Source organism: Azoarcus sp. TTM-91, from assembly GCF_012911025.1.
In the GTDB taxonomy this organism is placed as follows: domain Bacteria; phylum Pseudomonadota; class Gammaproteobacteria; order Burkholderiales; family Rhodocyclaceae; genus Azoarcus.
The window spans coordinates 18924-37947 of the sequence record NZ_WUEI01000017.1 but is presented as its reverse complement, the minus strand read 5'-3'; the positions used below and the strand labels follow the sequence as shown (position 1 = coordinate 37947).

Here is a 19024-nt window from a genome sequence, read left to right as displayed (position 1 = left end):
CTCATCTTAATCCGCCCCTTGGCTGCCCAACAAGCCCCGCACCTACGTCGCGTCGGCGGAGACTTCAGCGGCAGGCCCGCCGCCTGGGCCTCTCTTGCCGCTGCCTGTCCGGGCCGCGCAGAGCTTGCGCGGGCCGCCTCCGCAAGCGAAAACTCAAGGGGCGACGGTGAAGCTCAGCGTCGCGGTGTGGCGCACGTCGTCATACTTCTTGCCGTCCACCACCGCGGAACCATTCACCTTGGCGCTCAGCTCCAGCACATACAGGCCAGGGAAGGGCGTGGTCAGCGTCACCGTGCCGTCGGCGGCGGGACGCAGCACCCGGTTCCAGCCTTCGGAGGTGCTCACGTTCACCTGGGTGGCAGCCACCACTGTGCCCTTCCACATCAGGCGGAAAGTGTTGCCGTTGGGCTCGATCGGCACCAGTTCCAGGTCGTTGCCCGCCTTGGTTTCACTGCGGCCTTCCTTGGCTTGATAGAACACCAGCGCGCCGTCCGGCGTCACCGTATAGGCGACGAAGCGCAGATCGCCCACCGGCGGCGCGGTCACCGCCAGGCGTTCGCCGGCGGCGGCCAGCGGCAGCGCCTTGCCGTCGGCCAGCGTGGCCTGCGCGCCCTGCAGGGCGCTGGTAGGCGTGCGCTTGGCGTCCAGGAAGCCGAGATTCACCGTGGCCGGCCCCGCCGCGGCGCGCTCCAGCCACACGTAATCCGCCATCGCCGACGCCGAAGCCAGCATCAAGCCGGCGGAAGCGCATGCGAGCGCGAAGGAACGGGGAAGCGGAAACAACTTCATTCGGGGAATCTCCTGTAGGCGGGGCGCTGAACAGCGCCCAGGCAGTGCCGCACGAGCGCGGCTTCACTTGCTATGTCGAGCGAGGAAGCCAAAACGAGCACATTATTACTTCTACTTACATTCTAGAGTCATCACCGCTCTTGCTTGCGCCTGATCCGCAGCCTGTCGACGCCGGGAGACTAATTTCCAGCAATCAGCCTAAAGCGATAAGCATCCTGGCAGACGCCCCATCGCGCGCGTGCAGGCAGGCGCTTTCCGCTGGTAAGAAAACACCATCAAATCAAGCGAAGTAAGTAAGGAGAAATCTCCCTATAAGCGCTGGTATGAACTTTGCTGAATTTTTCATACCCGTTCGCTAGAATGACGCGCCCTCCGGACCAATACACATACACGAGACGAATCCGATGTTGCTCAGAAATACCGCTTTGCCCACGAGCCGGCGGCGCCCTCGCCTGCTTTCCCTGCTGCTTGCGGGCTGTGCTTTCCCCGCCTTCGCAGCCCAGGCCACAGACGATGCGGTGGAACTGAGCACTATCGAAGTGAAGGGCCAAGCCTCTGACAGTGTGACGGCGGCCTACTCCAGCACGCGCCAGGAAAGCACCGACATCCGGGAACATCGCGTTTCCCAAGCCCAGCAACTGTTCCGCAATGTGCCTGGCATGAACCTCACCGGCTATGGCCTGCCCGGCGTCGGCGATGCGATTTCCCTGCGTGGCTTCGGCGGCGGTGGCCACGGTGGCGACATCGGCTTCGTGGTCGATGGCATTCCGCTCAACGAGGCCATGTCCCACGCCGACGGCTACGCCGACCTCAACGTCATCGTCCCGCTGGAGCTGGACAATATGACGGTACTGCGCGGGCCAGTGTCCGCGCTTTATGGCAACTACAACCGCGCTGGCACGGTGACGCTGCAGACGCGCAAAGGCGGTGAGTATCAGGACGCCGACATCAGCATCGGCAGCTTCGGCACGGTAGACCTGCAAGGTGCAGCAGGCGTCGCCCTGAACGATAGCCAGCGCCTGAACCTCGCCGCGCAGGTTTATCACTCCGACGGCTTCCGCGATCAGTCCAAGTCCGACCGCGCCACGCTGGCCGGCCGCTGGTCGCTGAAGGTATCGCCGGAACTGGAGATCGCCGTCTCCGGCCGCGCCCATGAGGCCGAATCCGATAACCCCGGCTACATCACTCTGGCCCAGTTCAAGGACGACCCCTACGGCAAGGATCCGCGCACCAAGAACGATGGTGCGGAAAAAAGCTTCTACACGCTGCGCACCGACGTGAATTACAGACTCTCGTCCGAGGTGAAGTTGCTCACCTTCGCCTACGCCACCCAGCAGGATTTCACCCGCTGGTTCTCTCGCGGCTCGGCAACCGCCCCCACATGGCGCCAGCGCGAAGAAACCTATGACCGCGGCGTTCTCGGCGCCGGTTTCAATCTGAATGGCCAACATGCATTCACCGCCGGCCCGCTGACCTGGGTGGCGGGCGTGGAGCACTACCGCGAACGCACCGATTACCTGAAGTACGAGGACATCCAGTATCGCCGCCGTGTCGACACCGCCGAATACGACCGCCACTTCGAGCTCAACAACCTCGCCATCTTCGGTGAGGCCGGCATCGAACTGCATCCGCTGTTCAAGCCCTCCATCGGCCTGCGCTGGGATCGTTTCACAGGGGACTGCGGCATTGAGGGTGCGGAAACCGCCACTGACGAATGTCGCAACATGAAATCAGTGACCCATACCAGCCCCAAGATCGGCGTCCGCTCCCAGGTCGCCGACAACGTGGAGTTGCGCGCAAGTTGGGCCGAGGGCTTCGCCCTGGCGCCGGACATGGCCAAGTATGCGATCGGCGTGAACAACGTCAATCCCAACGTCTTCCGCCAGACCGAAGTTGGCGCAAACATCAAAATCGGTAGCCAGATCGTGCTGGATCTCGCCGCCTATCACCTCAAATCCTCAGATGAAATCAGCGAAATCTCCCCCGGCGAGTACGTAAACGCTGGCAGCACTCGCCGCACCGGCTTTGAAACCTCCCTCCTGTGGCTGCCGACGGAGCAGTTCGACCTGTCCTTGACCTATGGCAGCGCCCACACCCGCATCGTCGATAACCCAGATTCCAGCCTGGAAGGCAAGCGTGTCACCTCGGTGCCGCGCTACACTGCCACCCTTGAAGCGAACTGGCGTCCGGTCGCCAACTGGCGGGCCTCCGCCACCTGGCGCAAGATCGGCTCCTACGCGGTTTCATCGGACAACAGCCAGACCTACCGGGGCTACGACACCCTGGATCTGGGCCTGTCCTACACCTTCTCCGGTCAACGTCGCACGACGATCTACCTGGCCGTGGATAACGTGACCGACCGCGAGTACGCCACCGCAGTCTCCACCATTGGTTATGCCACTGGCGCACCCCGTACCTTCCGCGTCGGCGCACAGTTGAGTTTTTGATTATGAAAATTAACAAAATTCTTCATATCGGCGTATATGCCACCGCTTCGGCATTGCTCGCAGGCTTCGCGCTGCCCGCCGCCGCCCACACCATCTGGCTGCAGGCCGACCCGGCGCACAAGAACTACCGGGTGATGTACGGCGGCCACCAGGGCAAGACCGAGACCTACCCGGCGGAGAAGCTCAAGCGCGTCACCGCCTTCGACGCCGGGGGCAACGCCCTCAACGTCACCCGCCAGGACCGCAGGGACGGCGTGCGCATCCAGGCGCCGGAGGCGGCGGTGCTGCTGGCCTGGTTCGACAATGGCTGGTGGAGCAAGACGGACAAGGGCCGCAGCATCAACAAGCCGATGGACGAGGTGCCCGGCGCCGTCAGCGGCGTGCACGCGGTGAAGTACCACAAGACCATCGCCCACTGGGGCAAGCCCGCCATCCAGATTTACAACCAGCCCTTCGAGCTGGTGCCGCTCTCCGCCGAGGCGCCGCATGCCGGCGAGCAGCTGAAACTCAAGGTGCTGCTCAACGGCAAGCCCACCGCCGGCATCAAGCTGGCTTTCGGCGAGGAAGGCAACGATGCGGTGAGCGACGCCGAAGGCATCGCCACACTGACCGTGCGCAAGGGCGTGAACCGCATCTGGTCCGGCCAGCGCCTGCCGCTGGCCGACGACGCCCGCGGCACCGAGTCCAGCATCGAGTACAGCCTGGTGTTCACCGCTGCCGCCGCCAAGCCGGCCGCCCGCCACTGAGCCGCGCGATGACCCTACGCCCTTTCGCCACCACTGCCGCACTGCTGCTCGCCACCACCGTCCAGGCCCACGGCTTGGCGGTGGTCGCCCAGCATGAGGCCGACGCCGTCACCGGCCTGGCGCGCTACACCGACCAGACTCCGGCCGCCGGCATCTATGTGGCGGTAACGCCGGAAAACAGCGACAGCCCGCTGGCCGAAGGCACCACCGGCGCGGACGGCCGCTTCCGCCTGCCGGTGCCGCCGGGCGGGCCCTACTGGGCGGTGGTGGAAGGGGAGGAAGGCCACCGCGCCGAAACGCTGGCGGTGCAACTGCCGGCGGCGGCCGGTGGCAACGGCGAAGCCACCGCCGAGGCGCTGCGTCTGGTGCGGGAGGACATCGCCCGGCTGGAACAGCAGATCCGCCTGCGCGACATCATCGGCGGCATCGGCTACATCGTCGGCATCGCCGGCATCGCCGCCTGGTTCGCGGCGCGGCGGAGGGGCTGAGATGCATCTGGCCGAAGGCGTGCTCTCCGCTCCGGTGCTGGCCGGCGCTGCCGCGCTGGCTGCGGCTGGCGTCGCCTTCGGCCTGCGCCGGCTGGGCGAGGCGCAGCTGCCGATGGCGGCGCTGCTGGGCGCCGCCTTCTTCGTCGCCAGCACCATCCATGTGCCGGTGGGCGTCGGCAGCGTGCACCTCATCCTCAACGGCCTGGCCGGGCTGATGCTGGGCTGGACGGTGTTCCCGGTGTTCTTCGTCGCCCTGCTGCTGCAGGCGGCGCTGTTCTCCTTCGGCGGCTTCACCGTGCTGGGCGCCAACCTGCTGATCATGGCGCTGCCGGCGGTGGCCGCCCACTACCTGCTACGCCGGCTGGTGCGGCCGGCAGCCGACGGCACGCCGCCACCGCGCCAGCGCCTGCTGGTGGCTGGCGCGGCCTGCGGCATCGTCGGCATCGGCGGCGCGGCCGCCCTCGCCAGCCTGGCGCTGGTACTCAGCGGCGGCCATCTGTTCACCGAGCTGATCGGCCTGCTGGTGCTGGCCCACCTGCCGGTCTTCGTGGTGGATGCGCTGATCAGCGCCGCTACCGTCGCCCTGCTGGCGCGCATACTGCCGGCCGCGCTCGCCGCGGTGCGCGCATGAGGGCGGCGCCCCCCGCCACGCCGCTGGCCCCCCGCCTGCGCCTGGGCGCGGCGGTGGGCATCAGCGTGCTGCTGTCGCAACTCACCTCGCCCGCCCTGTTGCTGGCCGCCTGCGCCGCCGGCCTGCTGTTGGCGCTGACGGCTGGCGCGAAAGGCGCCCTGCCGCTGCACAGCCTGCTGCGACGCATCGCCAGCGTGAATCTCTTCGTCGCCATGCTGTGGCTGACGCTGCCCTGGGCACTGCAGGACGGCGGCCTGCAGTGGTCCGAGGCCGGCGCCCACCATGCGCTGCTCATCAGCTTGCGCAGCAACGCCATAGCCCTGGGCTGCATGGCCCTGCTTGCCGGACTGGACGCCTTCGCCATCGCCCGCGCCGCCGCCGGCCTCGGCCTGCCGCCGCGGCTGGCCCGCCTGCTGGTGCTCACCGTGCGCTACCTGGGCGTGCTGGACGACACCCGCCGCCGCCTCGACATCGCCATGCGCGCCCGCGGCTTCCACCCCGGCGCCGACCGCCGCACTGTCGCCGTGCTGGCGCAGCAGCTCGCCCTCATCCTGATACACGCCATGCTGCGCGCCGAGCGGGTGGATCTCGCCCTGCGCGCCCGCGGCTTCGCCGCCGCGCCCGTGCCCAGCGCCAGGCCACTGCGGCCCTGGCGCTGGGCAGCCGGCACCGCGGTGCTGTGCCTGGGCAGCAGTCTGCTGTGGCTGCTGCGGTGAATACCTCGGGCCCGCTGATCCTCGGCCGCGGCCTGCGCCTGGCGCGGGCCGGCAAGGTGGTGGTGGAGGCCTTCGATCTGGAGCTGCAGGCGGGCGAGCGCCTGTTCGTGCTCGGCGCCAGCGGCACCGGCAAGACCACGCTGTTGCACAGCCTGCTCGGCTTCGTGCCGCTGGCCGGCGGCGAGCTTCAGCTGCTAGGCCGGCTCTGCCGCGGCGAGAAGGATTTCGCCCCGCTGCGCGGCCCGCTGGGGCTGCTGTTCCAGGACGCCGGCGATCAGCTCTTCGGCCCCACGGTGGTGGAAGATGCCGCCTTCGGCCCGCTCAACTGCGGCGCCAGTGCGGCCGAGGCGCGGGAGATTGCACTGCAGACGCTGGCCCGCATCGGCATCGCCCATCTGGCCGAGCGGCCGGTACATGCGCTGTCCGGCGGCGAGCAGCGGCTGGCGGCGCTGGCCGGCGTGCTGGCGATGTCGCCCAAGGTGCTGCTGCTGGACGAACCCACCACCGGTCTGGACGAAGCGGCCTCCGAGCGCCTGCTGGGCGTGCTGGCCGACAGCGGCCTGAGCATGATCGTCGCCTCCCACGACCCCGCCTGCGTCGGCGCCCTCGCCACCCGGCGGATCACGCTGACGCCCGCGCCGCGCTGAGCACTTCGCCGCCACGGCCACCACCGCTAAGATGGCGCCTCCCCGATCCGGAGACCGCCATGGACCGCTTCACCATCTCGCTGGAAGAAGACCTCGCCGCCGCCTTCGATGCGCTGATCGCCGAGCGCGGCTACCGCAACCGCTCGGAGGCGGTGCGCGACATGCTGCGCCGCGAACTCGAAAGCTCCCGCCAGCAGAAGGATGACAAGGGCCACTGCGTCGCCAGCCTCAGCTACGTTTTCAACCACCACGAACGGGTGCTGGCCGAGCGCCTCACCGGCCTGCAGCACGACCACCACGACCTCACCGTGTCCACGCTGCATGCCCACCTCGACCACGACAACTGCATGGAATGCACCATCCTCAAGGGGCCGGCCGACGCGGTGCGGCGCTTCGCCGACTCGCTGATGGCGGAGAGCGGCGTGCGCCACGGCAGCCTCAACCTGATCTCGGTGGATGTGGCCGCCAACGCCCACGACCATGCCCACGGCCACGCCCACAAACACCCGCATGGCCCCGGCCATGTGCATTACCGGCCGCGCAGCTGACGCACCTTGCCGATCGGCGTCGGCTTTGCGACCGCAGCGGCCGTGCGCCCTGTCGCGCTCACGACAAAGCCATCGGGAATGAGCGCGGCAAGCCCAGCAACGGCGGCACTTCGGCAGCGCAAGCCGGCCGGCACGGGCTTTGCCTCTGAAGGGGCAGCGCGGCAACCGACCGCGCCCCCGAACGGAGCCCGACCGATGCAAGCCTGTAGCCCAGCCCCCACCGCCTCCTCCAGCCCCTACGCCGACAAACACGGCAATCCGCTCGCCATCGGCGACGAGGTGCGCGTGCTGCACGTCACCCTGGACCCAGAGATGGAAGACGACGAGCGCGAGATGTTCGAATTCATGAAGGGCTCCATCTGCGAGATCGAGCGCTTCGACGCCCAGGGCCGCGCCTGGGTCACCATGTGGTGGAGCTGTACCGACGGCAACGCCACCACCAGCCTGGCGCTGGAAGGCTACGAGATGGAGCGGGTGGTGCGCTGAAACGCCGGCAGGGCCGATGGCGGCAAGCGCGGCTACTCCGCCAGCGGCCGCTCGCGCAGATAGCGCGGGAAGCGCGGCAGGCCCTTGGCGGTGAGTTCGCGGTAGCGATAAGTTACCCGGCTGCCCAGCGCCGGCGGCGTCCGGCGCAGTTCATCGCTCAGTCCGCTGCCGATGCGGAAACGGCGGCCGTCTTCGGCCTCCACTTCCAGCGCGCCCGTCATGCCCTGCAGCCGGCCCTTGCCCGGAACATGGGCGACCACTGTGGCTTCCGCATCCAGCCAGGGGGTGAGCTTCAGCAGCGCCTCGCTGCGCCCGGCCACCCAGGGCGCATCCGCCCGGTGCAGCATCAGCCCTTCGCCGCCGGCTGCAACGACTTCATCCAGCTTGCGCCGCAGGGCCTGGCGATCCGCAAGCCTGAACTGCGGCACCGCCTGCAGCCAGGGCACGCCCGCCTCTTCCACCAGCTCGCGAATGCGCATCACCCGCGTGCTGAAGCCGCCCTCCGCACCTGGCAGCTCGAAGATCATGTAACGCACCTCGCGCCAGGCCTCGTCCTCCGCCTGCTGGCGGCGCACCAGGCCGGACAAGGCCTCGAACCTGCTCCGCCCCAGCCACAGCTCGCCATCCAGCGGCTGGCGCGGCAGCGGCGCGGTGAACCAGGCTGGCGCCACGATCTCCCGGCCGCTGCGGAAACGCAGCCGCTCGCCGTCCCACAGCGCCCGCACGCCGTCCAGCTTCTCGCTGATCCAGTAGTCCTGCGGCTCGACCCCGTCGTGATAGCGCTCCGCCAGCATCGGCGCCGGCGGGCTTGCCGCGCCCAGCGCAAGCGGCACCAGCAGCGCGAGCATGAGGACGAGCAGACGACGGCAAAGCGCGGCGCAAGGATGCAGCGACATGGCGGACTCCGGCGGGGGGATGCCGAACCATAGCGCCGGCGCCGCCGCCAATCAATGCCAAATGGATTTTCCTGTGGCATTGCCGTACAGAGCGATACATGCCGCACACGCGGCGGACACATTCCCGGCCCTGCCCGGCGCTAGGCTTGCGCACCGCTTCCGCCCGGAAGCCTTTCCCGGAAACCCGACATGAAAAACCCCGCACGCCTGCTGCCCCTGTTGCTGATCGGAATCTGCGCCCCGGTTCTCGCCCAGTCCGCCTCCCCCGGCCAAGGCCCGCAGGGGGAGCGCGGCGGCGAGCGTGGCGGCAACCGCATCGCCCAGTTGGACAAGAACGGCGACGGCTTCCTCTCCAAGGACGAGGTGAAGGACAACCCCCGCCTGCTGGAGCGCTTCAGCACGCTGGACACCAACAAGGACGGCCGCCTCAGCCAGGAGGAGCTCCGCGCCGGCATGCGGCCGCCGGAAGGCCGGGAACGCGGCGAGCGCCCCGACCGCTGACCACCACCCACCGGAAAAAGACAAGGGCGGCCGTTGGCCGCCCTTGTCCTTATGCCCTCTCTTTGCGCGTCCATCCCCCGCTCTATTCCCGCCGGGGAGCGCTTGGCTATACCCGGTAGCGTGCCACTTCGCTGCGCATCGCTTCGGCCAGGCTGTTCAGCTCCTGTGCGGTATCCGCGGTGCTGCCGGCCGCCGCGCTGTTTTCCTCGGTCATCTGCGCGATGCGCTCCACCTGCTGGGCAATGCTGGAGCTGGCCGCGCTCTGCTCGCGGATCGCCTCCGAGATCTCGTTCACCATCGCCACCGTCCGCTCGGCGCCGTTCTCGATCTCCCGCACCGAGCGCTCCGCTTCTTCGGCGTGGCCCACGCTGCCCACCACCTGCTCCACCGCGGTGTTCATTCCCTTCACCGCGTTGCGCGCACCGCTTTGCATGCTGGCCATCGTGGCCGAGATTTCCTGCGTCGAGGCGGCCGTGCGCTCGGCCAGCTTGCGCACTTCGTCCGCCACCACCGCGAAGCCCCGGCCCTGCTCGCCGGCGCGGGCAGCCTCGATGGCGGCGTTCAACGCCAGCAGGTTGGTCTGGTCCGCCACTTCCTTGATCACCGCCACCACCGCATTCACCTTCGCGCTCTCCGCGTCCAGGCTGGCGACGATGTCCGCCGCCTCGCTCACCGCACGCTCGATGCGCTTGATGTCGCTCAGCGTCTTGCCGATCACCTGCGCTCCCGCCTGCGCCACCGAGCCGGAGTGGGTGGCGAGCTGGTTGGCTTCGCCGGCACGGTCGGCAACGTGGTTGATGCTCACCGTCATCTCTTCCACAGCCGCCGCCATGCTGGACGAGGCTTCGCTCTGCTCGCCCGAGCTGGTGGAAACCTGGTGCGCCGAGGTGGCAAGCCGGCCGGCCGCCGCCGACACCTCTCCGGCGTGGCGCACCATCTGCCCCAGGCTTTGCTGCACCGTGTCCAGCAGGCCGTTGAAGGCGCGCGTGGTATCGGCCACTTCGTCGTTGCCGCTCACCGCCACCCGCCGGGTGAAGTCCAGGCTGCTGGAGACGCCAGCCACCACTTCCTTCATCCGGTTCAGGGAACCGATCACCGTGCGGTAGGTGAGGAAGCCGAAGGCAATACCGGCAATCGCCGCGCCCAGGATCACTCCCGCCAGCAGCCAGACGCTGCGCCGGGCGCTGGCCTGGGCCTCGGCGGCAAAGGTCTCGGCCATCCACTTGTTGTAGTCGGAATGCGCGTCGAAGGCATTCACCGCGCCATCTACGGTGCTGCGCGCCTTGATGATCACCGCCAGGGCTTCGTCCCGGCGGTCCAGCCGCGACAGCGGCAGCACGTCCTCAAGAAATTTGTAGTATTCGTTGATGCGGGCCTTGTCGTCTTCCAGCAGGCCGCGATCAGTCTCGTCCCAGACGTACTTGTCGTACTGGGCAAGTTTCTCGGCGATCAGCTTGCGGCTGAGTTCGATTCGGCGGTCCAGCTCTTCCATCTGTTCGGCGTTGTTGCTGGCGACATGCGACAGCACCCGAGTACGGAGCTCGAAGAAATCCCGCGAAGCGGCGTTGATGAGCTGGATGCTGGGGAGAATGTTATCGCTCTCCTGCCGCATCGTCTCCTGCAAGCGCTGCATCTGCACCAGCGCCACCGCTCCTACCGCAACCAGCGCGCCGACCAGCAACAGGATCAACAACGCCATACGTTTTGCAATCGTCAACTTCTCACCTCGTTCAATCGCTTCCCCTGCCGGAGAGCTCACAGACAGAAAAGGGCCGGCCCCGCCAAGGGCGGGCCGGCCCGGATCATGAGATACCAGCTTATCGGCAGCGGGTAAAGCGAGTTTAGGAATAGGTTATTGATATCTCAAACAGCGCGGCACTGGCATTGCCTCAACTCAAACCCGGTAGCGCGCCACTTCGCTGCGCATCGCTTCGGCCAGGCTGTTCAGTTCATGCGCGGTGTCCGCGGTGCTGCCGGCCGCCGCGCTGTTCTCCTCGGTCATCTGCGCGATGCGCTCCACCTGCTGGGCAATGCTGGAGCTGGCCGCGCTCTGCTCGCGGATCGCCTCCGAGATCTCGTTCACCATCGCCACCGTCCGCTCGGCGCCGTTCTCGATCTCCCGCACCGAGCGCTCCGCTTCTTCGGCGTGGCCCACGCTGCCCACCACCTGCTCCACCGCGGTGTTCATTCCCTTCACCGCGTTGCGCGCACCGCTTTGCATGCTGGCCATCGTGGCCGAGATTTCCTGCGTCGAGGCAGCCGTGCGCTCGGCCAGCTTGCGCACTTCGTCCGCCACCACCGCGAAGCCCCGGCCCTGCTCGCCGGCGCGGGCAGCCTCGATGGCGGCGTTCAACGCCAGCAGGTTGGTCTGGTCCGCCACTTCCTTGATCACCGCCACCACCGCATTCACCTTCGCGCTCTCCGCGTCCAGGCTGGCGACGATGTCCGCCGCCTCGCTCACCGCACGCTCGATGCGCTTGATGTCGCTCAGCGTCTTGCCGATCACCTGCGCTCCCGCCTGCGCCACCGAGCCGGAGTGGGTGGCGAGCTGGTTGGCTTCGCCGGCACGGTCGGCAACGTGGTTGATGCTCACCGTCATCTCTTCCACAGCCGCCGCCATGCTGGACGAGGCTTCGCTCTGCTCGCCCGAGCTGGTGGAAACCTGGTGCGCCGAGGTGGCAAGCCGGCCGGCCGCCGCCGACACCTCTCCGGCGTGGCGCACCATCTGCCCCAGGCTTTGCTGCACCGTGTCCAGCAGGCCGTTGAAGGCGCGCGTGGTATCGGCCACTTCGTCGTTGCCGCTCACCGCTACCCGCCGGGTGAAGTCCAGACTGCTGGAGACGCCAGCCACCACTTCCTTCATCCGGTTCAGGGAGCCGATCACCGTGCGGTAGGTGTAGATGCCGAAGCCGATGCCGACGGCGGAAGCGATGACCACGATGACGATCATCGCCCAGAAGCTGCGGTCGGCGCCGCGGGTGGCGCCCTGTGCGAAGTCCTCCGCCATCTGGGTGTTGAAGTCGATGTGCGCATCCACCGCCTTCACCACCCGGGCGCTGATCTGGCGGGCGCTGGCGCCCAGGGCCAGCGCTTCGTCCTTGCGGCCTTCGCGCGACAGCCGCAGGGAGTTGTCGATCAGGGTGTAATACTCGCGGATGGCCGCCTTGTCCTCCTCCAGTAGTGCGCGATCGGCATCGTTGGAGATGAACTTCTCGTAGTCACGAAGCTTCTGGTCTATCGCCTGGCGGCTGGCGGTCATCGCCTTGTCCAGCTCTTCCATGGTCTTGCTGTCGGTCGAGGCGATGTGGGTCAGCATGCGGGTGCGCAAGTCGAGGAAATCACGCGCCACGCCGCCGGTCAGCTGGATGCTGGGCAGGATGTTCTCGCTTTGGTAGCGGATCACGTCGCCCATCCGGCCCATCTGTATCAATGCCACCGCGCCAACGATCAGCGCCGCGCCGACCAACAGCAGTATCAAGAGGGAAATCCGCTTCGCTATCGTCATTGTCTTCACCTTGTCGCCGACCTGTCGCCGCGGTCGGCCCCACCACATGAACTGGGTTGCCGGACTAGCCGGCTCCCTCTGCTGGCGCAGGCCCGTATGACCGCTCCTGGCCGAATATCGGCATCGCGGCCACCCGGATTTAGCCTTGCCGAAAGAAATACTTCGGTGCCCCTTGGCCTGCTCCTCGGGCTACAACGCGCCGGCGTCGCCGGCCGCTGACAGGCCCGACACAAACCGCCATAATTGCGCCCCGCTCTGTGCAGTAATTCCGCTTTTTCCCCTCCGCCGTGTCCCTGCCCCCCGCCCTGCTCCTGCTCGGCCCTACCGCCAGCGGCAAGACCGCCGCTTCGCTCGCCCTGGCCGCGGAAATGCCGGTGGAGATCATCAGCGTAGACTCCGCGCTGGTGTATCGCGACATGGACATCGGCACCGCCAAACCGAGCGCGGCCGAACAGGCAAGCTGCCCGCATCACCTGATAGACGTGGTCACGCCGGAAGAGGCTTATTCCGCCGCGCGCTTCTGCGCCGACGCTGTCCGCTTGATGGCGGAGATCACCGCCCGCGGCCGCGTTCCCCTGCTGGCGGGCGGCACCATGCTGTACTTCAAGGCATTGCGCGAGGGCTTGTCCGACCTGCCGCCGGCAGACGCCGCGATGCGCGCCGAGATCGACACCGAGGCCGCCGCCCGCGGCTGGCCGGCGCTGCATGCCGAGCTCGGACGGCTGGATCCGGCCGCCGCCGCCCGGCTGGAACCCACCGACGCGCAGCGCATCCAGCGCGCGTTGGAGATCGTGCGCCTGACCGGCCGCCCACTAGCCGAAAGTTATGCCCGGCGCGAGGCCGGCGAACTGCCCTGTCGCCTGCTGCCGATCGCGCTGGCGCCGTCGGACCGCAGCGTACTGCACCAACGCATCACGGACCGCTTCGACCAGATGCTGAACGGCGGCCTGCTCGCCGAACTCGCCCTGCTGCGCGAACGCTATGCGCTCACGCCCGACATGCCCTCGATGCGCTGCGTCGGCTATCGCCAGGCCTGGGCCTACCTGGATGGCGAGTGCGACCTCGACACCCTGCGCTTCACCGGCATTGCCGCCACCCGCCAGCTCGCCAAGCGCCAGCTCACCTGGCAGCGCCAGTTCCGCGAAAACTGGCCCGACCTGGTGGAACTGGACTGCCTGCGCCCCGACCTCGCCAGCGCGGTACGCGATGCCGCCCTGCGCCTGCTCGCCGCCTGAACCCTCAAGAAAGGAATCCCCATGGACCGCTCCGCCTTCGAACGCCAGGTTGCCGAGGACGTCGCCCGCTGGCTGGACGATGTCGTCATCGGCGAGAACCTCTGCCCCTTCGCCGCCCGGCCGCGTGTCGAGGGCCGCATCCGCATCCACGTCAGCGCCGCCACCACCGAGGAAGCGGTGCTGGAAGACATGCAGAAGGAGCTGGAGCGCCTCTCCGACACGCCGGTGCACGCGCTGGAAACCACGGTGATGGCGCTGCCGGAGGTGCTGGCGGATTTCGACGACTACAACCAGTTCCTGGACCTGGTCGATCTGTGGTTGCAGCAATTCGGCTGGGAGGGCGAATTCCAGGTGGCGAGCTTCCACCCCGACTACCAGTTCGCCGACACCGAACCGGACGACGCCGGCAATCTCACCAACCGCTCGCCCTGGCCACTGCTGCACTTGATCCGCGAGGAAAGCCTGGAAGCAGCCCTGGCGCACTTCCCCGACCCGGAGAACATTCCGGCGCGCAACGTGCAACGAATGGAATCGCTGACCGCGGCCGAACGGCAGAAGCTCTTCCCTTACCTGTTCGGCTGAACGCCGCACGGCCAGCCCAGGCTGGCCGCATCCATCAGTTCAGCGAGGGAAAGAAAAAGCGCGAAAAACGCCCCCCGGACGGTGGCGCGATGAATGGTCAGATCAGGAAGCAAACTGCGGCCAGAAACCCGGCCGCGGGTTTCAGACCGCCACCCGCACCGCGGCGGAAGCCTGTTGGCCACTCGGCAGGGCAGCGTTCTGCAGATAGAGTTGCACCGCCTGATTGCCCGCACTGGAAGCGGCGTCTGCCGGGGCGTTGGCCTTGGCTGCGCCGGTCAACTCCGCGGGCCCGTTGGTGGCGCTGTTGAAGGCGTTGGCGGCATTCGCGGCCGCATTGGCCATCCCCTCCACTTCGGCGGTTCGAGCCAGCGCTTCGGCGCGTTCGCTGGCGGCGGTGGGGGCTGCCGCATCCGCGGGCTGGACATCCGGGCGCGTCAGCGGCTCGGTGCGCTGCATCTGCTCGGCAGCGGCCAGCATATCGCTACGCTGGGCTTCCAGCCGCTGCGCCTCCAGCCGTTGGGCCTCGACCCGCTGCGTCTCGGCCGCGGCCTGCTGGATTTCGTTGTTGCGCGTCTGCGTCTCGGTGCGCTGCACGTCCTGCCGGCGCTCTTCGGCCGCAGCCCGTTCCAGCTGATCGCTACGGCTGCTTTCCTGCACCCGCTCGGTTTCGATACGGCGCTCTTCGGTCGCCTCCCGTACCTGCTGGTCGTTACGCAGTGCACTCTCCGCCCGCTGCGCCTCTGCCTGGCGGTCCGCGGTGTCCGCCTGCTGCAGCTGGCGGTCGCGCGCCGCCTGCTCGGCCTGTGCTGCTTCGGAACGCTGCGTCTGGACTTCGGCCCGCGCCTGCTGCGCCTCTCGGGCGGCGCCATCGGCACGGTCGGCTTCAACTTGCCGATTGAGCGCTTCCGCGCGTTCGCTCTGGGTTTCGTTCGCCGCGGTTTCGGTCTGCTCCGCCTGCGCCTGGGCCGCCTCGGTACGCTGCGCCGCGGCCGCGGTCTGCTGGCTGTCGGCTTCCCGCGCGGCAGCATCGGCCTGGGCAGCCTGAGCCTGCTGGGCGGGATCCACCGAGTCAGTCTGGTTCAGCGGCGCTGCGGCACTGGCTGCGTTCGCCTGCTGGATGGCATCGGCCGCCGTCAGCGGCCGGGCAGCGGCGGTCTCCACCGCGGGCGCGGATGTCTGCGCCACTCTCAGGGCGGCTCCGGCCTGCTCCACCGCTTCCGGCCGCACCAGGACATCGTTGGCGGACTGGGCATCCGCGTTCTGCAGCGCCACCCTCGCCTGTTCAAGCGCATCCGGCGAAGCCGAGCCCTGCTGCAACTGCGCCTCGGCGGGCTGTTCATCCGCCGCCTGGGCCGCAGCTTCGGCCTGCGCGGCGACCTGGTTCATGCCATTGCCGGTATACAAGTCTGCGGTGGGGTCGGCCGCCGGTCCGGCAACGGCGGCCGACTCCAGGGCCCGGGTATTGGCCCGTTCGGCCGCCTGCGTCAGGCCAGCACGGGAAGCGCTTTCGGCCCCGACTTCCCGGGCAGCGGCCTGACGGCCCTGGGCGCTCAGGTCTACGACCGCGCTAGGGCCGGACGGCGGAACATCCGTGGTGAGCGGTGTTTCATTGACACCGGCGCGCGCCGGCCCGACCGTTTGCACGGCCGGGGTATAGACGGGCGAGATGCGCAACGAAGTGTCGATCAATTGAAACTCCAACTTTCCTTGACGGGGAACGCCTCAGGCCGGGGCGGAGAGCTTGCCTTCCCCCTGCGCCACCGCCGGGCGGTGATCCCGGCGCTTGAATAAAGTATAGACGGTGGGCACGACGAACAAAGTGAACAAGGTCCCAAGCAGCAGTCCGCCGACGATGACCCAGCCGATCTGCTGTCGGCTCTCTGCGCCGGCGCCGGTGGCCAGCGCCAGCGGGATGGTGCCCAGCACCATTGCGCCGGTGGTCATCAGGATGGGCCGCAGCCGCAGCACCGCCGCCTCGGTCACCGCCGCGCGCATTTCCGTGCCGGTCTCACGCAGCTGGTTGGCGAACTCGACGATCAGGATGCCGTGCTTGGTGATGAGGCCGACCAGCGTCACCAGGCCGATCTGGCTGTACACATTGAGCGTGCCACCGGCGAGGTAAAGCGCGCCCAGCGCACCGGTCATCGACAAGGGTACCGTGAGCATGATGATGAAGGGGTCGCGGAAGCTCTCGAACTGGGCAGCCAGCACCAGGTAGATGAACGCGAGCGCGAGGCCGAAGGCCAGCGCCAGGCTGGCGGAGCTGGTCTTGAACTCGCGCGACTGGCCTTCGTAGTCGAAGGCGTAGCCGGCGGGCAGGATGCGTCCGGCGGCCTCTTCCATGTAGTTGAGCGCCTCGCCCAGGGTGTAGCCGGGCGCCAGGTTGGCGGAGATGGTGACCGCGCGGCGCTGGCCGAAGTGGTTGAGCTCGCGCGGGCTCACCGTCTCGTTCACCCGCACCAGGCTGGAGAGCGGGATCATCTCGCCGCTCTTGCCGCGCACGAAGATGCCGCTGATGTCGCGCGGATCGGCGCGGGCACCGGCGCCGACCTGCACGATCACGTCGTACTGCTCGGCCTCCTTCTTGTAGCGGGTGACCTGGCGGCCGCCCAGCATGGTCTCCAGCGTGCGGCCGATGACGTCTACCGGCACGCCGAGGTCGGCGGCCTTGTCCCGGTCCACGTCCACCGCCAGCTCCGGCTTGGTCAGCTTGAGGTCGGTATCGGGCGAGACGAAGCCGGGGTTCTTGCGCATCTCGTCCAGCATCCGCTCGGTGTATTCGTTCAGCTCTTCGTAGCTGGCGGAGGTGACGATGACGAAGCCCACCGGCCGCACCCGCGGGCTCTGGCCGAAGGCGGCCGGCAACACCGGGAAGGCGTGGATGCCGGGAATGGCGCGCAGCTTGGGGTCCAGCTCGGCGGCGATGGCACTGCTCTTGCGAGTGCGCTCCGCCCAGTCGACGAAGGAAGCGTAGGAGATGCCCTGGGACACGGTCGGGTTGCCGACGGTGACCATGTAGCCGGAGATCTCGGGCACGCTGGCGTACAGCGCCTCGATCTCGGCGGCGTAGCGGCTCATGTAATCCACCGTGGCGCCTTCCGGGCCGGAGAAGCTGGCGAGAATGCGGCCCCTGTCCTCCACCGGCGCCAACTCGGTCTTGAGCACGCCCAGCAGCAGCACCGAACTGCCGGCCACCACAGCGAAGGCCAGCATCACCAGCCAGCGCAGGTCCAGCGCCCGAGTGAGCGCGCGGCGGTAGGCGGAAGTCAGGCCTTCGAGGAAGCGTTCGATGCCGACATAGACCGCGCCATGCTTCTTCTCGTGGCGCAGCAGCTTGGAACACATCATCGGCGACAGCGTCAGCGCGACGAAGCCGGAGACGATCACCGCGCCGGCCAGGGTCAGCGCGAACTCGGTGAACAGTTTGCCGGTGCGGCCGGTCATGAAGGCGACCGGCGCATACACCGCCGCCAGGGTGATGGTCATCGCCACCACAGCGAAGCCGATCTCCTTGGCGCCACGGAAGGCCGCCGCCACCGGCTCCATGCCCTCTTCCACATGGCGGTAGATGTTCTCCAGCACCACGATTGCGTCATCCACCACCAGGCCGATGGCCAGCACCAGGGCGAGCAAGGTCAGCGTGTTGATGGAGAAGCCGAACACCAGCATCAGCGCGAAGGCGCCGACCAGCGACACCGGGATGGTCACCAGCGGCACCAGCATCGCCCGCCAGTTGCGCAGGAAGAAGAAGCACACCACCGCCACCAGCACCACCGCCTCCCAGATGGTGGAGAACACCGACTTGATGGAGCGCTCGATGAACACGGTGGAGTCGTTGGCGATGTTCATGCTCATGCCGGCGGGCAGTTCCTCCTCCAGCCTGGGCATCATCTCCATCAGCCCGCGCTTGAGGTCCAGCGGATTGGCGGTGGATTGCTTGATGAGGCCGATGGACACCGCCGGCTTGCCCATGAAGCGCACCGAGGTGCGTTCGTCCGCCGCCGCCACCTCCACCCGGCCGATGTCGCGGATGCGCACCGGGTAGCCGGCCGGCGTCGCCGGCTCCCGCACCACCACCGCGCCGAACTGCTCGGCCTCGGCCAGGTCGGTGCGCGCCACCACCGAGAACTCGCGCTGCCGGCTTTCGATGCGGCCGGCCGGCAGTTCCACGTTCTGCTTGCGGATGGCGTCTTCCACATCCTGCGGGGTGAGGCCGTAGGCGGCCAGGCGGTCGCGGTCCACCCAGATCCGCATGGAGTAGCGGCGCTCGCCGTAGAGGCGAGCGTCCGCCGCGCCCGGCAGGGTCTGCAGCCGCGGCTTGACGATGCGGTTGGCGAAGTCGCTGACTTCCAGCGGGGAGTGGCGGTCGGAGGAGAAGGCGACCCAGATGATGGGGTTGGCGTCCGCCTCCACCTTGGCGATCACCGGCTCGTCCACATCGTCCGGCAGGCGGCGGCGCACCCGGGAAACGCGGTCGCGCACGTCGGCGGCGGCGCTGTCGGGGTCGCGCTCGATGCGGAAGCGCACCGTGATCTGGCTGCGCTCCTGGCGGCTGATGGAGGACAGCACGTCCACCCCTTCGATGCCGGCCAGCGAATCCTCCAGCGGCTTGGTCACCTGGGATTCGACGATCTCGGCGCTGGCGCCGGTGTAGGTGGTATCCACCGTGACCACCGGCTCGTCGATGGCCGGGTACTCCCGCACGGTGAGCCGCGACCAGGACATGATGCCCACCAGCAGCACCATCAGCGACAGCACGGTGGCGAACACCGGCCGCTTGATGCAGATCTCGGACAGGACCATCGCC

The 19024-nt window shown here is 68.0% G+C and carries 17 protein-coding genes; 11 read left to right on the top strand and 6 right to left on the bottom strand.

Annotated elements, in window-relative coordinates; all coding sequences use genetic code 11:
* Positions 1–153: 153 nt before the first annotated feature.
* Positions 154–789, bottom strand: a complete 636-nt coding sequence (locus GRF61_RS07375; RefSeq protein ID WP_169150025.1) for a hypothetical protein — start codon at positions 787–789, stop codon at positions 154–156.
* A 518-nt stretch (positions 790–1307) separates the two neighbouring features.
* On the opposite strand from GRF61_RS07375, the gene GRF61_RS07370 reads away from it, so the two are divergent.
* The 8 genes from GRF61_RS07370 to GRF61_RS07335 all read left to right on the top strand — a co-directional run bounded on the left by GRF61_RS07370 (position 1308) and on the right by GRF61_RS07335 (position 7498).
* Positions 1308–3236, top strand: coding sequence for a TonB-dependent receptor (locus GRF61_RS07370; RefSeq protein ID WP_348982360.1), 1929 nt, complete (start codon positions 1308–1310; stop codon positions 3234–3236).
* Between the two features lie 2 nt (positions 3237–3238).
* Entirely contained in the window at positions 3239–3982 is a 744-nt protein-coding gene (locus GRF61_RS07365; RefSeq protein WP_169150023.1) for a DUF4198 domain-containing protein, read from the top strand.
* An 8-nt stretch (positions 3983–3990) separates the two neighbouring features.
* Positions 3991–4470: a carboxypeptidase-like regulatory domain-containing protein gene (locus GRF61_RS07360; RefSeq protein ID WP_169150022.1), complete on the top strand. Its 480-nt coding sequence runs from the start codon at positions 3991–3993 to the stop codon at positions 4468–4470.
* A 1-nt stretch (position 4471) separates the two neighbouring features.
* Entirely contained in the window at positions 4472–5101 is a 630-nt protein-coding gene (gene cbiM, locus GRF61_RS07355; RefSeq protein WP_169150021.1) for a cobalt transporter CbiM, read from the top strand.
* On the top strand, positions 5098–5817 hold the full coding sequence (locus tag GRF61_RS07350; RefSeq protein ID WP_169150020.1) for an energy-coupling factor transporter transmembrane component T: 720 nt from the start codon (positions 5098–5100) through the stop codon (positions 5815–5817). The genes cbiM and GRF61_RS07350 overlap by 4 nt, the downstream gene beginning before the upstream one ends.
* A complete protein-coding gene (locus GRF61_RS07345) occupies positions 5814–6464 on the top strand; it encodes an ABC transporter ATP-binding protein (RefSeq protein ID WP_348982359.1) in 651 nt (216 codons plus the stop codon). The genes GRF61_RS07350 and GRF61_RS07345 overlap by 4 nt, the downstream gene beginning before the upstream one ends.
* A 59-nt stretch (positions 6465–6523) precedes the next feature.
* Entirely contained in the window at positions 6524–7012 is a 489-nt protein-coding gene (gene nikR / locus GRF61_RS07340) for a nickel-responsive transcriptional regulator NikR (RefSeq protein ID WP_169150019.1), read from the top strand.
* Positions 7013–7207: 195 nt separating this feature from the next.
* Positions 7208–7498 carry a hypothetical protein gene (locus GRF61_RS07335; RefSeq protein ID WP_169150018.1) on the top strand — a complete coding sequence of 97 codons (291 nt, stop codon included), beginning with the start codon at positions 7208–7210 and terminating at the stop codon, positions 7496–7498.
* Between the two features lie 32 nt (positions 7499–7530).
* Here the strand turns inward: GRF61_RS07335 and GRF61_RS07330 are convergent, their stop codons facing one another.
* The gene (locus tag GRF61_RS07330; RefSeq protein ID WP_169150044.1) at positions 7531–8346 is read right to left on the bottom strand and encodes a DNA ligase; all 816 of its coding nucleotides are present in this window, start codon (positions 8344–8346) and stop codon (positions 7531–7533) included.
* A gap of 237 nt (positions 8347–8583) precedes the next feature.
* Between GRF61_RS07330 and GRF61_RS07325 the strand changes: the two genes are divergently transcribed.
* Positions 8584–8895, top strand: coding sequence for an EF-hand domain-containing protein (locus GRF61_RS07325; protein ID WP_169150017.1), 312 nt, complete (start codon positions 8584–8586; stop codon positions 8893–8895).
* A 106-nt stretch (positions 8896–9001) separates the two neighbouring features.
* Here GRF61_RS07325 and GRF61_RS07320 read toward each other — a convergent pair whose 3' ends face one another.
* Positions 9002–10654: a methyl-accepting chemotaxis protein gene (locus tag GRF61_RS07320; protein ID WP_348982358.1), complete on the bottom strand. Its 1653-nt coding sequence runs from the start codon at positions 10652–10654 to the stop codon at positions 9002–9004.
* Between the two features lie 135 nt (positions 10655–10789).
* Positions 10790–12400 carry a methyl-accepting chemotaxis protein gene (locus GRF61_RS07315; RefSeq protein WP_169150015.1) on the bottom strand — a complete coding sequence of 537 codons (1611 nt, stop codon included), beginning with the start codon at positions 12398–12400 and terminating at the stop codon, positions 10790–10792.
* Between the two features lie 287 nt (positions 12401–12687).
* Here GRF61_RS07315 and miaA point away from each other — a divergent pair, with 287 nt between their 5' ends.
* Together miaA and GRF61_RS07305 are read left to right on the top strand one after the other, a co-directional pair.
* The gene (gene miaA / locus GRF61_RS07310; RefSeq protein WP_169150014.1) at positions 12688–13635 is read left to right on the top strand and encodes a tRNA (adenosine(37)-N6)-dimethylallyltransferase MiaA; all 948 of its coding nucleotides are present in this window, start codon (positions 12688–12690) and stop codon (positions 13633–13635) included.
* 21 nt (positions 13636–13656) lie between these two features.
* Positions 13657–14217 (top strand): DUF1415 domain-containing protein, encoded by a 561-nt coding sequence (locus tag GRF61_RS07305; protein WP_169150013.1) that lies wholly within the window; start codon positions 13657–13659, stop codon positions 14215–14217.
* Positions 14218–14358: 141 nt separating this feature from the next.
* On the opposite strand, the gene GRF61_RS07300 is transcribed toward GRF61_RS07305, so the two are convergent.
* Both GRF61_RS07300 and GRF61_RS07295 read right to left on the bottom strand, forming a co-directional pair.
* A complete protein-coding gene (locus GRF61_RS07300) occupies positions 14359–15906 on the bottom strand; it encodes a hypothetical protein (RefSeq protein WP_169150012.1) in 1548 nt (515 codons plus the stop codon).
* Between the two features lie 33 nt (positions 15907–15939).
* A complete protein-coding gene (locus tag GRF61_RS07295; protein WP_169150011.1) occupies positions 15940–19020 on the bottom strand; it encodes an efflux RND transporter permease subunit in 3081 nt (1026 codons plus the stop codon).
* Between the last annotated feature and the right edge of the window lie 4 nt (positions 19021–19024).

Excerpts from the sequence above, each read along its gene's own strand:
- GRF61_RS07375 (WP_169150025.1), bottom strand. The coding sequence starts at position 789 with ATGAAGTTGTTTCCGCTTCCCCGTTCCTTCGCGCTCGCATGCGCTTCC.
- GRF61_RS07365 (WP_169150023.1), top strand. The coding sequence starts at position 3,239 with ATGAAAATTAACAAAATTCTTCATATCGGCGTATATGCCACCGCTTCG.
- GRF61_RS07360 (WP_169150022.1), top strand. The coding sequence starts at position 3,991 with ATGACCCTACGCCCTTTCGCCACCACTGCCGCACTGCTGCTCGCCACC.
- cbiM (WP_169150021.1), top strand. The coding sequence starts at position 4,472 with ATGCATCTGGCCGAAGGCGTGCTCTCCGCTCCGGTGCTGGCCGGCGCT.
- GRF61_RS07350 (WP_169150020.1), top strand. The coding sequence starts at position 5,098 with ATGAGGGCGGCGCCCCCCGCCACGCCGCTGGCCCCCCGCCTGCGCCTG.
- nikR (WP_169150019.1), top strand. The coding sequence starts at position 6,524 with ATGGACCGCTTCACCATCTCGCTGGAAGAAGACCTCGCCGCCGCCTTC.
- GRF61_RS07335 (WP_169150018.1), top strand. The coding sequence starts at position 7,208 with ATGCAAGCCTGTAGCCCAGCCCCCACCGCCTCCTCCAGCCCCTACGCC.
- GRF61_RS07330 (WP_169150044.1), bottom strand. The coding sequence starts at position 8,346 with ATGCTCGCGCTGCTGGTGCCGCTTGCGCTGGGCGCGGCAAGCCCGCCG.
- GRF61_RS07325 (WP_169150017.1), top strand. The coding sequence starts at position 8,584 with ATGAAAAACCCCGCACGCCTGCTGCCCCTGTTGCTGATCGGAATCTGC.
- GRF61_RS07315 (WP_169150015.1), bottom strand. The coding sequence starts at position 12,400 with ATGACGATAGCGAAGCGGATTTCCCTCTTGATACTGCTGTTGGTCGGC.
- GRF61_RS07305 (WP_169150013.1), top strand. The coding sequence starts at position 13,657 with ATGGACCGCTCCGCCTTCGAACGCCAGGTTGCCGAGGACGTCGCCCGC.
- GRF61_RS07295 (WP_169150011.1), bottom strand. The coding sequence starts at position 19,020 with ATGGTCCTGTCCGAGATCTGCATCAAGCGGCCGGTGTTCGCCACCGTG.